The following is a 14478-nucleotide window of genomic DNA, read 5'->3' as shown; positions in this document are numbered from 1 at the left end:
CGATGGATTTCGCTTAGTTTTTGTTCGTTCGCTTGCCCTAACTTTTCGCCGGAGCGCTTCAGGCATGTACGCCGCAACCAATTTCATCGCAGCCATCGCCATTGGCGCGGTATTCCTCGTCCTGTTGGCCGGATTCGCCAATATGATCCGTGGCGGCAATCCCAATCTGTCGCAAAAGCTGATGCGATGGCGGGTTGGTTTGCAGTTTGTCGCGATCATCGTCATCATCGGCATATTGTGGTTGCGCCGTTGACGTCGGCGGCGAATGGATAAATTTTAATTGGCGCCGTCAAGAGCGCCGCCTTGGGATAATGGAAACGCATGGTAGTTTTGAATCGAATTTACACGCGCACGGGCGACTCGGGGAAAACGTCGCTCGGCAGCGGCGAGCGCCGCCCAAAGAACGATCTGCGGATCGAGGCCTATGGCACGATTGACGAAGCCAATTGCGCAATCGGCCTCGCCCGCGTCTCCACCTCGATCGCGCCGCATTGCGCAAGGGTCGACGCGATGCTGCTTTGCCTCCAGAATGATCTCTTCGACCTTGGCGCCGACCTTTGCGTCCCCGAATCGGACGAGGGCGCCGCGCCACAATATGAGCCGCTGCGGATCGTTCAGGCGCAGGTCGATCGGCTCGAACGCAAGATCGACGAGCTGAACGCCGAACTGCCTCCCTTGCAGTCTTTCGTCCTGCCGGGCGGCTCGCCGGCGGCCGCGGCGCTCCACCTCGCCCGCACGGTGACGCGCCGGGCTGAGCGGCTCCTCGTCGCCCTCGCCGACGCGCCAGGCGAAAAGGTCGGCGAGCCGGCGCTGAAATTTGTCAATCGGCTCTCCGATTTTCTGTTCGTCGCGGCGCGCTACGTCAACCGCAAGGGCGAAGGCGATATTTTGTGGGTGCCTGGACAAAACCGCTGAGACCAATGATTTATCCGAGCATCCGCTTCACGGCGCGATGGAAATATAGCGGCCGGGATGAACGTCGAGCGCATTCGGCTCCCAGCCGCGCAGTTTTGGCGAGATCAGATCGCTCGAGCGATAATCCATCAGCACGAGATAGGGCTGCTCTTTCAAAAGCAGCGCCTCGGCCTCGTGCAGAATGGCGGAGCGCCGCGCAGGATCGCCCTCCCCGCTCGCCTTGCGCATGAGCGCATCATAGGCTGCGCTGGAAAAGCTTGCGACATTCAATCCCTGATTGCCGCTCTCGCCAAGAAACAGAAAGTTCTGGGCGTCGGGGTAGTCCGCGTACCAGCTCATTCGCACGACGTCGAAAGGCGGTTTTTCGCGCAAGAGAGCGTAGTGGGTTGCGGCGTCGGAGCCGATGAGGCGCGTCGTGACGCCGATCGTCTTCCACATGTCGGCGATAGCGACGGCGGTGGCGCGGTGGCTGCCTGAATTGTTGAACCGTATCTCGACATCAAGCGTCTTGCCGCCCTCTCCGAAGCCCGCTTCACGCAAAAGATGGCGCGCCTCCTCCCGCCGCTGCGCAAGGCTCAAGCCTTTCCAGGAGACCTCGGCCGGAGCGCCATAGCTCGCGATGCCGGGCGGCACAAAACTGTAACTTGGCGACATGACGCCGCCCCAGATGCGGCCGGCAAGAAATTCGCGATCAATCGCCATTGAGAGCGCCTGCCGCACCCTGACGTCGCTGAAAGGCGGCCGCCTCGTATCGAAGGCGTAAAAATAGGCCCCAAGATTGGGCGAAATGCGTAGCGCCTCGCCCAAATTCTTGCGCACGAAAGCGATCTCCTCGACCGGCACTTCATCATAAGAGTCGATTTCACCGGCCATAAATCGGCGCAACGCAGCCGAGCGGTCTTCCAGCGGAATAAAGACCTCCCGATCGAGCGCCACCTCGTCCGCGTCATGGTAGTGCGGATTTTTGACGAGAACGATGGAATCGTTCGGAATGAATTTCTGCAACGTAAAGGGGCCGTTCGTCACCATGTGCTGCGGATGGGCGAAGTCGGCGCCGAACGCCTCGATCGACTTTCGATGCAGGGGCTTCGCGGTGAAATGGGCGAGCTGCTCGAGAAAATAGGGCGTCGGGCGTTCAAGCGTGATTTCAAGACGCCCGTCCGCCAAAGCGCGGACGCCCAGAGCCTCAGGCGCAACTTCGCCCTTGTTCACTTTTTCCGCGTTCTTCAACGTGTAAAGGATGCTCGCGTAAGGAGCGCCCGTACGCGGCGCCATCAGCCGGCGGAAGGCGAAAACGAAATCATCGGCGGTCACAGCTTCGCCATTCGACCATTTGGCGTCCGGGCGCAAACGAAAAACATAGACGACGCCGTCCTGGCTGACGCTCCAGCTTTCGGCGACGCCTGGAACCAGAGCGCCATGCGCGTCGCGGCTGACGAGCCCCTCGAAGAGATCCTCAAGCACATTATTCTCGATGAGGGTCGTCGCTTTATGCGGATCAACCGAACCGGGATCGCCAAGCGCGCCGCGCCGCCAGACCATTTCCGCATGCGAGGCGCCGCCGAGGCAGAGAAGCAGCGCAACGATGAGGAGCCCGCGCGAGATCAACGCCATGATCCTTTCGGGCGGCTTCCAGTCAAGACGCCATCCGCCCGCTCAGTGTTCTGGCGCGGAAAGGTCGAACCGGACCTTATGCTGCGCCACCGGAATTTGCCGGCGCACCCGATCGACCTGCGAGAGATCGATGCGGGTCGATACGATTCCAACGCCGTCGGAGGCTTTGGCGATCACATGGCCCCATGGATCGACGACCAGCGAATGACCATAGGTCAGGCGCTTTTCATTGCCGACGACATGGGCGCCCGTCTGCGCCGGGGCGCAAAAAAAAGTCTGCGTCTCGATCGCCCGCGCACGGCACAAAACCTCCCAATGGTCTTTGCCCGTCTGCTGCGTGAACGCCGCGGGCAGCGCGATCATTTGCGCCCCGCGCGCGGCGAGCGCCTGAAAAAGGTCCGGAAACCGCAGGTCATAACAGATCGAGCAGCCGACGATCATGTCCTCGCAAGGATAGGTCACGACGGCCTCGCCGGGCGCGAACGAATTGCTTTCGCGATATTGCGCGCCGTCCGGCGTCGTCACGTCGAACATATGGATTTTCCGATAGCGGGCGATCTCCGTTCCGCCCCGGTCGAAGACGACTGTCGTGTTATGGAGACGGTCTCCCTGTTCCGGTTTTTCGAGGATTGAACCGGCATGTATGAAGATTTTGTGACGGCTGGCCAGCGCCTGCATGGCGGCGTAGGCGGGACCATCGGGGAGCTTTTCCGCGGCCTCGAATTTGGCGGCCCGGTCGCCGCCGAGGAAGTCGAAGCATTCCGGCAGGGACACCCAATCCGGCCCTTCTTCCGCGACAGCCCGTTCAATCAGCCTGGCCGCAGCTTCGATATTGGCAGATTTGTCGCTGACCGAGTTCATCTGAATGAGCGAAACCTTCATCGTACCCTCTAAGGCATTGGCCTCGTCACCCCGCGCAGGGTGAGATTGATGCGCCCCCCGCCCGGCAGCAGCGACGACGAGCCGGCGAGAATCCGGTCAACGCCGTGGAAGGCGAGCCGGGACGGGCCGCCGAGCACGACGACGTCGCCCGAATGGAGCTTGACGCTTCTTGTTGGATCGGCGCGGCTGCGCCCGCCAAAGCGAAAAATGGCTGTGTCGCCGAGCGAGATCGAAACCACCGGGGCGGAGAAATCCCCTTCGTCGCTATCCTGATGCAGGCCCATGCGCGCGCCGGCGTCGTAGAGATTGACAAGACACGCCTGCGGCGGATGCGGATAGGACGAAAGCGCGCTCCAGGCGTCCATCGCCAGTTCAGGAATGGGCGCCCACGGCTCGCCCGTCACGGGATGGCGCGACTGGTAGCGATAGCCGTCGACATCGGAGACCCATCCGAGCGCGCCGCAATTCGTCATCTGGACGGAAAACGGCTTTCCTGAGCGCGGCATGCGCGGCCGATACCAGGGCGATTGCGCGGCCAGGGCTTTGACGTCCGCGACCAGCTGTTTTTGAGCCGCGGCGTCGAAAAAGCCGCGCGCGAGGATCAATCCGGGAGCGAGCTCGGCGTCAACTCGTGACGCTGGAAACAAGTCCTCCATCAAAATCGTCGGCGCTCCTTCAGGATCGCTTGATCAGCCGGCCAAAACCTCTTTGCTGTCCACGGTCGAATCGGACTTCAGCCGGTATAATATGGGGATGCCGGTCGCGAGCTCCATCGATGGAATCGTCTCCGGGGTCAATTTGTCGAGCACCATCATGAGCGCGCGCAAGGAATTGCCATGCGCGACGACGATGACGCGCCGCCCGTCGAGCACGGCCGGCAGGATGGTCTGGCAATAATAAGGGAGAACGCGCGCGACCGTGTCCTTCAGGCTTTCGCCGCCGGGCGGCGGCACGTCATAGGATCTGCGCCAGATATGAACCTGCTCCGGGCCCCATGTCTTTACCGCCTCAGCCTTGTTGAGGCCCGAAAGATCGCCGTAATCGCGCTCATTGAGCGCAACACTATTCGCCGTCGGCACATCCGGCGCGCCGAGTTCGTCAAGGAGAAGCCGCATCGTCCGTTTCGCCCGCAGCAGATTCGACGTGAACGCGAGGTCGAAGCCGACGCCCGCCGTTTTGAGCCGGCGCCCTGCTATCCTGGCCTCCTCGACCCCCAAATCCGTCAGGTCGGGATCTTTCCAGCCGGTAAAGATGTTTTTCAAATTCCATTCGCTCTGGCCGTGGCGCACGAGCACGAGAATGCGATCCATCTCTCATCCTTGTTTGGCGAATGAGCGATAACGCCTCTTTGCGCTCACGCTCATCGGCAGGCTTGAACTCCACCGAACTCCTCTAAAGCAATTTTCCGGCCCGGCAAACCCAAGGGCTGAGCGAACTTCGCTGGCCCGCGCGCATACGAAGCCCCGCGCGGGCTTGCGGCGTCAACGGAGAATGATGGCGTGCGGCGTCCGATCGCGCGGCATGTTCAGAGCGCCGCACGGCCGATTCGCCAAGATCCGCGCAAATCCGATTTTTCGTTTTCTCCGAGAACGGAAAAATGCTCTAAAGGAGTTGCAATGACCGACCGCATGAGTGATCCGACGCGTTCGACGCCAGAACCGCCGCCAGGGTGGACGCGTTCGACGCCAGAACCGCCGCCAGGGTGGACGGCGGGTCAGCGCTCGCCCGCCGCGCCGCGCTCGGGCAGCGCCCTCAACCGTTTTCTCGGGGGCTCCCCCGCCAGCGTCTTTCTGCGCCTCTTTTTTGTCTCCCTCATCGTCGGCGCCCTCTTCATGTGGCTCGACATCAGGCCGATCGACATTTTTCGCGGGCTGACCGATCTCTTCAACCGCATCTATCGCATGGGTTTCGACGCCATCCGGGAGGTTTTCGATTATGTCCTTGTCGGCGCCGCGATCGTCGTGCCGATCTGGCTCGTTCTGCGGCTTTTGAACATGCGCGGAGAGCGCTGAGTTTTGGCTCCAAGGCCCCGGTTTCAGATGTCTTCCGCTGCGATTTTTCCCGCCGCCCAATCTTTCGCCGATGCGCCAACCGCGGCTGCAAGGGTCGGATAGGCGCTGCGCTCCAACGCTGCGAGAAGGCCGCGCTTGATCGTCGCGGGGAGACCGAGACCCTTGTAGACAAGCGCCGAATACAATTGAACGAGGCTCGCGCCCGCCTCGATCTTGGCCAGGGCGCGCGCCGCGCTGTCGACGCCGCCGGCCCCGACCAAGGGAAATTGGCCTTCGACGCGCAGAAACGCGGCGGCGAGCATCTGTGTCGATAATGCGAATAGCGGGCGCCCCGAAAGACCGCCTTGCTGCTTTGCCGTCTGCGTCTCCAAAAGCGTCGCCGGACGCGAGAGCGTCGTATTGGAGATAATGAGGCCGTCGATCCTGCGAGCCCTGGCGCGGGCGACGATCGAATCAAGTTCAGTCAGCGAAAGATCCGGCGCAATTTTCAAAAGCACCGGCTTACGGCCAAAAAATTCCCTTTGCTCGTCGCGAGCCGCGACGACGCGCGCAAGCAGATCGTCGAGCGCGTCCGCTTCCTGAAGATTGCGCAGTCCTGGCGTGTTCGGCGAAGATACGTTGATCGTGAAATAATCCGCAACCTCGGCGAGCGCAGCAATGGCGCGCACATAATCGGCGGCGCGGTCGGCGCTCTCCTTATTGGCGCCGACGTTGATTCCGATTACGCCCGGCTTTTGCGCGGCGGCAGAGCCTTTGCGCCGCGCAAGACGCTGGCCGACGGCCGCCGCGCCCTCGCTGTTGAAGCCGAAGCGATTGATGACGGCCTCGTCGCGCATGAGTCGAAACAGGCGCGGGCGCGGATTACCGGGTTGCGGCAGCGGCGTGATCGTACCGGCCTCGGTGAAGCCGAAGCCGAGCCTAAAGACAGCGTCGACCGCCTCGCCATTCTTGTCGAAGCCTGCCGCCAGCCCCAGCGGATTGGGAAAATCGAGACCGAACGCCTTGACCGCAAGCCGCGCGTCATCCCGCTCCGCCAGAACGGCAAGCGGCAGGCGCGCCAGCGCCTTGATCGCTGCTTTATGCGCGGTCTCCGGATCGAGGCGGAACATGACGGGCTGCGCGAGCGCGCTTAAAAGCGCGATGCAGCGGGAACGATCGACGTGGATGGCTGAAACTCCTTGACGCGCCAGTTGCAACGCAGTGGAGAACCCGATCTATCATTTTCTGATTTCACGGGAATATGAAAAATTTCCGGTGATTGCGTCTCATCGGATATTTGTTAAGCGGCTTCCTGCTCCTTGAAAGTTCTCTCCCAATAGGGCGCCCAGAAAAGCTTCATGCAGCACAAAGCGTCTGCCGGTTTGCAAAAGATCGAGAGTCCCGATGCGACGGTCGAGCTCTGGCTTGTCGACGTTGGAGGAAGCGCTCACCTCGCCGAGTCGGCCCTTGTCTTATCGGGCGACGAAATCGCACGAGCCAATCGGTTCTATCGCGCGGAGGATCGCGCGCGTTTCATGCTAACGCGGGCCGCCCTTCGGCGTCTGCTCGCCGACGCGAGCGGCCGGCGGCCTGAAGATCTCGCCTTCACGATCGGCCCTTTCGGCAAACCCGTCCTCGCGGGGCGAGAGGATTTGCATTTCAACGTGTCGCATTCCAGCGCACTGGCCCTGATTGGACTGTCGCCGCTGCGTCCAATCGGCGTCGACATCGAGCTGATGCGCGAGAATATCGACGAGCTCGCGCTGGCGGAGGCTTTTTTCTGCGAAGACGAGCATCGCTTCCTTAAAAACCTTGAGGGAGCGGCGCAACTCGACGCATTTTACAAGATATGGACATGCAAGGAAGCCGTGCTCAAAGCATTCGGGGTCGGAATAACCGCCTATCTCAAGGACTTTCTGGTTGAATTAGGCCCGCAAAGGCTCGACATCCACCCTCAGCACAATTGCTTCACGCCCGCGCTGGCGCAGGTGCGCGTTGAATCGCTCGAAGTTCCGGCCGAATACGCAGCCACCATTGCATTGACTTGAACGCGCCGGCGCCGCACCCCCGCGAGACTTGAAACGGCCTCGCAATGGCGCTTTGTTCATGCGCGCCGGCCAAATGGGTCAATCGTCGCGGCGGCGCTTCTTCTTGCCAGCCTGCTTGCCCTTGCGATCGTCGTCCTCATCGTCCTCGTCTTCTTCATCCTCGTCCTCATCGAGCACGGTGATTTTTTCGAGTGCGATCGCCGGGATGACATGCGTTTTCAGTTCATCCGTCGCTTCGCCATACCACAGCACATGGACGCCCTCGGCGTCGACGGAGACGACCGTCATGGCCGGCCCAAAGGACTTCAGTTGAACGATGTCGCCTGGTTCGAAAGTCGCGCTGCCGATGCTGGTCTCGCTCAAGGGCTTGCCTCCCATGTTGTGCGCAAATGCGGCCTCTATTTGCCCGGCGCCGACGGGCCGCGGCGTTTCCTCGCAGCAGCCCGGCGCCAGACTCCCTTGCGTTAAATTCAACGCATGTCGCCGTCGTGACGGTCGCCTCGCGCGAGCCCGAAACTTACGGCCATTTTACAAGCGGCGGCATCGACGACAGGATCGCCTCGACATTGCCGCCCGTTTTCAGCCCGAAAATAGTGCCCCGGTCGTAAAGAAGGTTGAATTCGACATAACGCCCACGCCGGACGAGCTGTTCAGATCGATCCTCCGGCGTCCAGGCGAGATGGAAATTGCGGCGGACCAGTTCCGGGTAAATCGAAAGAAAGCTGCGGCCGACAGCTTGCGTGAAAGCGAACGTCCTGGCGAATCTTTCTTCGTCGTCAAGCGGGCATTCGAGATAATCGTAGAAAATTCCGCCGATCCCGCGCGGTTCATTGCGATGCTTCAGGTAGAAATAATCGTCGCACCAATTCTTGAATTTCGCATAATCGGCGAGGGGCTCAGAGCCCTCGCAGGCGCGCGCCATGGCCGCGTGGAAATCTTTGGCATCCGCGTCGGTCTGGAGCCGGCGCCGGTCAAGGACCGGCGTGAGATCAGCGCCGCCGCCGAACCAGGCCTTGCTGGTTTCGACAAAGCGCGTGTTCATGTGAACGCATGGGACATTCGGATTCCATGGATGCGCGATCAACGAAACGCCGGACGCCCAAAAGCGCGGATCCTCCTCTGCCCCCGGCATCTGCCTGGCGAATTCTGGCGTGAAGGCCCCGAACACGGTCGAGGTGTGGACGGCCATTTTTTCGAATACGCGGCCCTTGAGGATCGCCATCAGGCCGCCGCCGCCATTATTCGCCCTTTGCCAGGGCTTGGTCTCGAAACGTCCCGGCGCCATGCCGGGCTTGGCGAACGGCCCCGGAGCGTCGTCTTCCAGGCTTTCAAAGCCGGCGATGATCTTGCGCTGCAATGTCTCGAACCAGGCGCGCGCCTGCGCCTGGCGGCTCTCGCCAATTTGGCACTCAACCATTCGTCCAGCCTTCCCCGGCTTTCGCCAATCGGCGCCGTCCTGAAATCGCTCGCTCATTGCCCTCGCGCGCGCCCGTGAATGATCAGGAGCGCACCGCGATCGCGCCGGCTTATCCGCAGCGCCAATCGCCGCCGGCCGCCGCGTTGAATATCCCGAAGCCGAGGTCTTTGGAAGCTACCCGCCGCATCCGGCGGGCTTCAGGTCTTGCCGCTGGCGTAGGCCGCGAGCCTTGGCCGCTGCGCCGCCGGCTTGTCGCCTTGCGCGCGTGCGCGATTCGGCTCGTCGATCCGAAAGCGCGCGACGAGGCGGGAGAGTTCGCCGGTCTCCTCTCTGAGAGAGCGCGTCGCGGCCGCGGCTTGCTCGACCATGCCGGCATTCTGCTGCGTCAGCTGATCCATCTGGTTGACGGCGATATTGACCTCATTGAGGCTCGCCGCTTGCTCCCGGGCCGATATTGCGATCGCGTCCACAAGACGATCGACCCCCGCGATCTGGTCGATATTTTTCTGCAGCGAATCGCCGGTCTGGCGGACGAGATCGACGCCGACGCCGACTTCTTGCCCGCTCGATGCGATCAGGAGCTTGATCTCCCTGGCGGCTTCAGCCGAACGTTGAGCCAGCGCGCGGACCTCCTGCGCGACGACTGCGAAGCCGCGGCCGGCTTCGCCCGCGCGCGCGGCCTCAACTCCGGCGTTAAGAGCCAGAAGATTGGTCTGGAACGCGATTTCATCGATGACGCCGATGATCTTCGAGATTTGCTGCGACGACCCCTCGATCCCGCCCATCGCGGAGACGGCCTGCTTGACCACCTCGCCGGATTCGGCGGCGTCGGCCTTCATTGCGGCGACGACTTTCGCCGCTTCGCCCGCGCCGCTGGCGGTCTGCTTGACGCTGGCGGTCAACTGCTCGAGCGTCGCCGCGGTCTGTTCGAGGCTCGCAGCCTGTCTCTCGGTGCGTCGCGATAGATCCTCAGAGGCCTGGGCAATCTCCTCAACGCCCAGCCGGATGCCGGAGACCGACTTCGACACCGCGCCTATGGCGTCTTGCAGTTGCGCCACGGCGGCGTTGAAATCAGCCTTCACGGCTGAAAATTCCGGCGCGAGATCGACGTCGATCCGCCCCTTGAGATCGCCATTCGCCAAATGCCTCAGCGCCGCGGCCGTCGCGTTCATCGCCGCCGCGGCCTTCTGCTCGGCGTCGCGTTGCGCCGCCTGCGCGCAAAGACGCTCCGCATCAATGGCGTCAAGATAGCTCGATATGGAATAATCCATATCGAGCATCACCGCCTTCACGAGCGCGGAGAGCGCTCCTGCGACGCCGGCGGCGTCATGCTTCGAGCGCCGCAGCAAGCTCGGCCAATGCTCCGCTACAAGGGCGCGAATGAGACCGGCGGTGATGAGGGCGTAGCCGCCAATATACCAGCGCGGCTCAAGGCCGAGGCGCGCGTGAACCTGACCAATCGCCCTCACGGCTTGCACATAGGTCTGATCATAGGCGGCTGAGCTGATGATCCGCCAATGCTCTTGCTGGCGGCCTTTGGCCGCCGCCGCATGCTCATCGTCGCGGAAAAAGCCGCGCGTTTGCGGCGTGCTTCGGATCTTCCCGTAAAAGGCCACGAGCATCGGCGGCAGCGATTTTTCGATCAGAGGCTTCAGTGCGCGGAGCGCGGCGCGCTCCCTCGCGTCAAAATCAATAAATTCGAGCCGTTGCTGTAAAGGGTCGAGCGTGTTCATACTTAACGTCCATTCGGGCGGCGAACCGCCGGATCAACCGATGGCTTGTGCGCCACGGGTCCACATGAGCGTCTCGAACATTGCGTCAGGCTGTCGGAGGCCCCCGCCCACCCGCCAAGGCGCGCGCCCGGCAGGCGCCTGGCGTTGCATGACCCTACGATGACGCAGCGTTAGCCGCGTTCGGCGATATTGGCGTCGGCCAGGCGCGCGATCTGTATTTGCCGCGCCGCCTCTCCTGCGACCATCGCGGCGGCGACGGCGACATTCAACGATCGCATGGAGTTTTGCAGCGGAATGAGAAGGCGCGCGTCGGCGGTCTGATGCACTTCCTCCGGCGCGCCCGCCGATTCGCGTCCGAGCAGCAAAATGTCTCCCGCCTCGAAGCGAAATTCCGTATAGGCGAGGCTCGCCTTGGTCGACAGCAGGATGAGCCGCGCGCCCTCGCGGCGGCGCCAGGCGTCGAACGCGCTGAACGAAGCGTGACGGGCGATCGCCACATGATCGAGATAGTCCATGCCGGCGCGGCGAAAGTGGCGGTCGCTGACGGGAAAGCCGGCCGGCTCGATGATCGCGGCGCCAAAGCCGAGACAAGCGCACATGCGCAGGATCGTTCCGGCGTTCTGTGGAATGTCCGGCTGATAGAGCGCAAGGGTCAATTGCGCTGGCGAAGTTCCCGGCATGATGGAGCGCTCCCGGTTCGGCGTCCGGCGGCCCGGCGCGAGTATGATGATTTATTTATGCCAAAAAAAGCGGCGTCGAAGCGTCACACCTTAGTCTGAGATGTTGATTCTTTCCCTACGCTTCATTAGTGCGTAGCGCAGAGGCGTTCGGAACTTGCGGACGCAGCGCCAGTCGAGGATGTCATGGCAGTCACTACGACGTTGCAAGAACCGACCCGCAGAGATTTCCTCTTCATAGCGACCGGCGCCGTCGGCGCGGTCGGAGCGGCTGCGGCGATTTGGCCGCTGATCAGCCAAATGAGCCCCGACGCGACGACTTTGGCCGCGGCTTCGGTCGAAGTCGACATCAGCGGCATAGCGGAAGGCCAGATCCTGACCGTCAAATGGCGCGGCAAGCCGATTTTCGTGTCGCATCGCACGCCCGACGAAGTCAAAGAAGTCCGCGCGGTGCCTTTGAACGAACTGAGGGATCCCGCGACGGATCAATCGCGGGTGCAAAAACCCGACTGGCTCGTCGTCATCGGCATCTGCACCCACCTCGGCTGCGTTCCGCTCAAGAACGAGGGGCCGTTCCGGGACGGCGGCTTCTTCTGCCCCTGCCACGGTTCGGTCTACGATCAATCGGGCCGCATCCGGCAGGGACCCGCGCCCGCCAATCTGGCGGTGCCACCCTACAAATTCGCAAGCGACATCAAAATCATCATAGGCTAGGCTTGAGGCGAAACGGCATACCGTCCGCGCCTCAGGCGGGCGACCGCAAGCCGACTCGCAGATTTCCACGCGGCACACCATGGCAGAGACGAGAGCATGAGCGGAGATTCGACCTACGTCCCAAAGCATCCGGCTGCGAAGTGGCTTGAAAGCCGGTTGCCGATCCTCGGGTTGATGCACTCTTCCTTTGTGGTTTTCCCCAATCCGCGCAATCTGAATTATTGGTGGACGTTCGGCGGCATCCTCGCCTTCCTGCTGGTCTCGCAGATCGCCACGGGCGTCGTGCTCGCCATGCATTACACGGCGAACGCGGATCTCGCGTTCGACTCGGTCGAACACATCATGCGGGACGTGAATTTCGGCTGGCTGCTTCGCTATTGGCACGCCAACGGCGCCTCGATGTTCTTCCTCGGCCTCTACATCCACATCTTTCGCGGCATGTATTACGGATCCTATAAGGCGCCGCGCGAAGTCCTGTGGCTGATCGGCTTCCTCATCTACCTGCTCTCCATGGCCACCGCGTTCATGGGATATGTCCTGCCCTGGGGTCAGATGAGCTTTTGGGGCGCGACCGTCATCACCAGCCTGTTTTCCGCGATCCCCCTCGTCGGCGACGCGATCACGACATGGCTCTGGGGCGGCTATTCGGTCGACAACGCAACGCTTAATCGCTTCTTTTCATTGCACTATCTGCTCCCCTTCATGATCGCCGGCGTGGTCGTGCTGCATATTTGGGCGCTGCATGTGCCGGGCTCGAACAATCCCGCGGGCGTCGAGCCGAAGAGCGAGAAAGACACGCTGCCCTTCCATCCCTATTTTACCGTCAAGGATGGGTTTGCGCTGACCTGCTTCCTCGTCCTTTATGCCTGGTTCGTGTTCTACATCCCGAATTACCTCGGCCACGCCGATAATTACATCGTGGCCAACCCGCTCCAGACGCCGCCTCATATCGTGCCTGAATGGTATTACCTGCCCTTTTACGCGATCCTGCGGTCGATCCCCTCGAAGCTCGGCGGCTTTCTGGCCATGTTCGGCGCTGTGCTGATCCTCGCCGTGCTGCCCTGGCTCGATACCGCGAAGGTCAAATCGGCGGCCTATCGCCCGCTCTTCAGAATCTTCTTCTGGATCTTCGTCGTCGATGCGGTGTTGCTCGGCTATGTCGGCTCGCAGCCTCCGGCAGGCGGCGCCGTTCTCGCCGGACGCGTCCTCACGGCCTATTATTTCTTCCACTTCCTGGTGATTTTGCCTCTGCTCAGTCATTTCGAGACGACACGGCCGGTGCCCGCCTCCATCTCGGAAGCCGTGCTCGGCGAGCAGGCGGACGCGAGCCCCGCGCTGGCGGGTCACTAGAGACTCTTCCGGTTTCCCGGCGTCGGGAAACTGCCTGCCCGTGTTTGTCGCATTTGCTTAAGTCCGGTTAAGCGTCGCTCGAGAGCGCTCTAAAAAGCAAGATCGACGGCTGATGTCCAAAAGGAATGAATTCATGAGGCTTCGCAGGATATTCGCCGCGGGCGCCGGAACGGCTCTCATCGGCGCCTTGGCCCTGGCTCTGACCGCCGGCGGAACGCGCTCTGTCGCCGCCGACCAATCAGCCGCAACCGCCGCGCCGGCCCTCGAAGAGAATCCCGCGCCGGCGCGCCAGTCCTGGAGCTTTTATGGTCCCTTCGGCAAGTTCGACCGGGCGCAGCTTCAGCGCGGATATCAGGTCTATCATGAAGTCTGCTCCAACTGCCATTCGATGAAGCTGGTCGCCTTCCGCGATCTGGCGTCATCAAGCGGCCCCGCCTTCTCGGAAGATCAGGTCAAGGCGCTCGCGGCCACCTTCAAGGTCAAGGATGGACCGAACGAGGCGGGCGACATGTTTGAGCGTCCCGGCAGGCCGTCGGATTACTTCCCGTCGCCCTTCCCCAATCCTCAAGCGGCGCGCGCCGCCCTTGGCGCCGCTCCGCCCGACATGTCGGTTCTCGCCAAGGCGCGCGACATCGAGCGCGGTTTCCCGCTCTTTATCGTCGACGCCTTCACCCAATATCAGGAGGAAGGCGTAGACTATATCTATGCGCTTCTGAATGGCTACTCGAAGGCCGACAACCCAAATTACAACGAATACTTCCCCGGACACCGCATCGCCATGCCGCCGCCCTTGAGCGATGGCGTCGTTGATTATACTGACGGCTCGCCAAAGACAGTCCCGCAATACGCCAAGGACGTTTCGGCCTTCCTCATGTGGGCCGCCGAGCCAAAGCTCGAAGCACGAAAGAGCCTCGGCTTCGCCGTCATCATCTATCTCGTGATCTTCGCGTCGCTCCTCTATCTCGTGAAGAAACGTATCTGGGCGAAAGTCGGCCCGCACTAGAGCATATTCCGATCAGATCGGTTCGATCTGATCGACAAGAATATGCTCGAGCCTTTGAATCTGGAGCGATTTCTGATCGATCGAATGACTCCATTCGATCGGAAAACGCTCTACCGGCTCGATCCAGTCAGATT

At 61.8% G+C, this 14478-nt stretch carries 16 protein-coding genes; 7 read left to right on the top strand and 9 right to left on the bottom strand.

Annotated elements, in window-relative coordinates; all coding sequences use genetic code 11:
- The first annotated feature begins 64 nt into the window (after nucleotides 1-64).
- On the top strand, nucleotides 65-253 hold the full coding sequence (locus MPC4_RS07670) for a twin transmembrane helix small protein (protein WP_134486278.1): 189 nt from the start codon (nucleotides 65-67) through the stop codon (nucleotides 251-253).
- A gap of 68 nt (nucleotides 254-321) precedes the next feature.
- Nucleotides 322-915 (top strand): cob(I)yrinic acid a,c-diamide adenosyltransferase, encoded by a 594-nt coding sequence (locus tag MPC4_RS07665; RefSeq protein WP_174511998.1) that lies wholly within the window; start codon nucleotides 322-324, stop codon nucleotides 913-915.
- A 27-nt stretch (nucleotides 916-942) separates the two neighbouring features.
- Here MPC4_RS07665 and MPC4_RS07660 read toward each other — a convergent pair whose 3' ends face one another.
- Genes MPC4_RS07660 through MPC4_RS07645 form a run of 4 tightly spaced genes read right to left on the bottom strand, consistent with a single transcriptional unit; the run spans nucleotide 943 to nucleotide 4721 of the window.
- The gene (locus tag MPC4_RS07660; protein WP_174511997.1) at nucleotides 943-2529 is read right to left on the bottom strand and encodes a peptide ABC transporter substrate-binding protein; all 1587 of its coding nucleotides are present in this window, start codon (nucleotides 2527-2529) and stop codon (nucleotides 943-945) included.
- Between the two features lie 42 nt (nucleotides 2530-2571).
- On the bottom strand, nucleotides 2572-3411 hold the full coding sequence (locus MPC4_RS07655; RefSeq protein ID WP_174511996.1) for a carbon-nitrogen hydrolase family protein: 840 nt from the start codon (nucleotides 3409-3411) through the stop codon (nucleotides 2572-2574).
- Between the two features lie 8 nt (nucleotides 3412-3419).
- Complete coding sequence (locus tag MPC4_RS07650; RefSeq protein WP_174511995.1) at nucleotides 3420-4067, bottom strand: alpha-ketoglutarate-dependent dioxygenase AlkB; 648 nt, start codon at nucleotides 4065-4067, stop codon at nucleotides 3420-3422.
- Nucleotides 4068-4100: 33 nt separating this feature from the next.
- Nucleotides 4101-4721 (bottom strand): 2,3-bisphosphoglycerate-dependent phosphoglycerate mutase, encoded by a 621-nt coding sequence (locus MPC4_RS07645; RefSeq protein ID WP_174511994.1) that lies wholly within the window; start codon nucleotides 4719-4721, stop codon nucleotides 4101-4103.
- A gap of 306 nt (nucleotides 4722-5027) precedes the next feature.
- On the opposite strand from MPC4_RS07645, the gene MPC4_RS07640 reads away from it, so the two are divergent.
- Entirely contained in the window at nucleotides 5028-5423 is a 396-nt protein-coding gene (locus MPC4_RS07640) for a DUF6460 domain-containing protein (protein ID WP_174511993.1), read from the top strand.
- Between the two features lie 23 nt (nucleotides 5424-5446).
- Here the strand turns inward: MPC4_RS07640 and MPC4_RS07635 are convergent, their stop codons facing one another.
- Nucleotides 5447-6565, bottom strand: coding sequence for a quinone-dependent dihydroorotate dehydrogenase (locus MPC4_RS07635; RefSeq protein ID WP_280514762.1), 1119 nt, complete (start codon nucleotides 6563-6565; stop codon nucleotides 5447-5449).
- A 195-nt stretch (nucleotides 6566-6760) separates the two neighbouring features.
- Between MPC4_RS07635 and MPC4_RS07630 the strand changes: the two genes are divergently transcribed.
- Entirely contained in the window at nucleotides 6761-7450 is a 690-nt protein-coding gene (locus tag MPC4_RS07630; RefSeq protein ID WP_174511991.1) for a 4'-phosphopantetheinyl transferase family protein, read from the top strand.
- Nucleotides 7451-7528: 78 nt separating this feature from the next.
- Here the strand turns inward: MPC4_RS07630 and MPC4_RS07625 are convergent, their stop codons facing one another.
- The 4 genes from MPC4_RS07625 to MPC4_RS07610 form a co-directional block, all read right to left on the bottom strand.
- Nucleotides 7529-7813: a YodC family protein gene (locus MPC4_RS07625; RefSeq protein WP_244628897.1), complete on the bottom strand. Its 285-nt coding sequence runs from the start codon at nucleotides 7811-7813 to the stop codon at nucleotides 7529-7531.
- Between the two features lie 154 nt (nucleotides 7814-7967).
- Entirely contained in the window at nucleotides 7968-8867 is a 900-nt protein-coding gene (hemF, locus tag MPC4_RS07620) for an oxygen-dependent coproporphyrinogen oxidase (RefSeq protein WP_174511990.1), read from the bottom strand.
- A 197-nt stretch (nucleotides 8868-9064) separates the two neighbouring features.
- The gene (locus MPC4_RS07615; RefSeq protein ID WP_174511989.1) at nucleotides 9065-10600 is read right to left on the bottom strand and encodes a globin-coupled sensor protein; all 1536 of its coding nucleotides are present in this window, start codon (nucleotides 10598-10600) and stop codon (nucleotides 9065-9067) included.
- Between the two features lie 170 nt (nucleotides 10601-10770).
- Nucleotides 10771-11280 (bottom strand): tRNA (cytidine(34)-2'-O)-methyltransferase, encoded by a 510-nt coding sequence (locus MPC4_RS07610; protein WP_174511988.1) that lies wholly within the window; start codon nucleotides 11278-11280, stop codon nucleotides 10771-10773.
- Between the two features lie 183 nt (nucleotides 11281-11463).
- Here MPC4_RS07610 and petA point away from each other — a divergent pair, with 183 nt between their 5' ends.
- From petA to MPC4_RS07595, 3 genes are all read left to right on the top strand, one after another.
- The gene (petA, locus tag MPC4_RS07605) at nucleotides 11464-11991 is read left to right on the top strand and encodes a ubiquinol-cytochrome c reductase iron-sulfur subunit (protein WP_174511987.1); all 528 of its coding nucleotides are present in this window, start codon (nucleotides 11464-11466) and stop codon (nucleotides 11989-11991) included.
- 96 nt (nucleotides 11992-12087) lie between these two features.
- The gene (locus tag MPC4_RS07600) at nucleotides 12088-13341 is read left to right on the top strand and encodes a cytochrome b (protein ID WP_174511986.1); all 1254 of its coding nucleotides are present in this window, start codon (nucleotides 12088-12090) and stop codon (nucleotides 13339-13341) included.
- Between the two features lie 133 nt (nucleotides 13342-13474).
- Nucleotides 13475-14344 carry a cytochrome c1 gene (locus MPC4_RS07595; RefSeq protein WP_174511985.1) on the top strand — a complete coding sequence of 290 codons (870 nt, stop codon included), beginning with the start codon at nucleotides 13475-13477 and terminating at the stop codon, nucleotides 14342-14344.
- Nucleotides 14345-14478 lie beyond the last annotated feature (134 nt).

Source organism: Methylocella tundrae, assembly GCF_901905185.1.
GTDB classification, from domain to species: Bacteria; Pseudomonadota; Alphaproteobacteria; order Rhizobiales; family Beijerinckiaceae; genus Methylocapsa; species Methylocapsa tundrae.
This window is presented reverse-complemented; position numbering and strand designations above follow the sequence as displayed.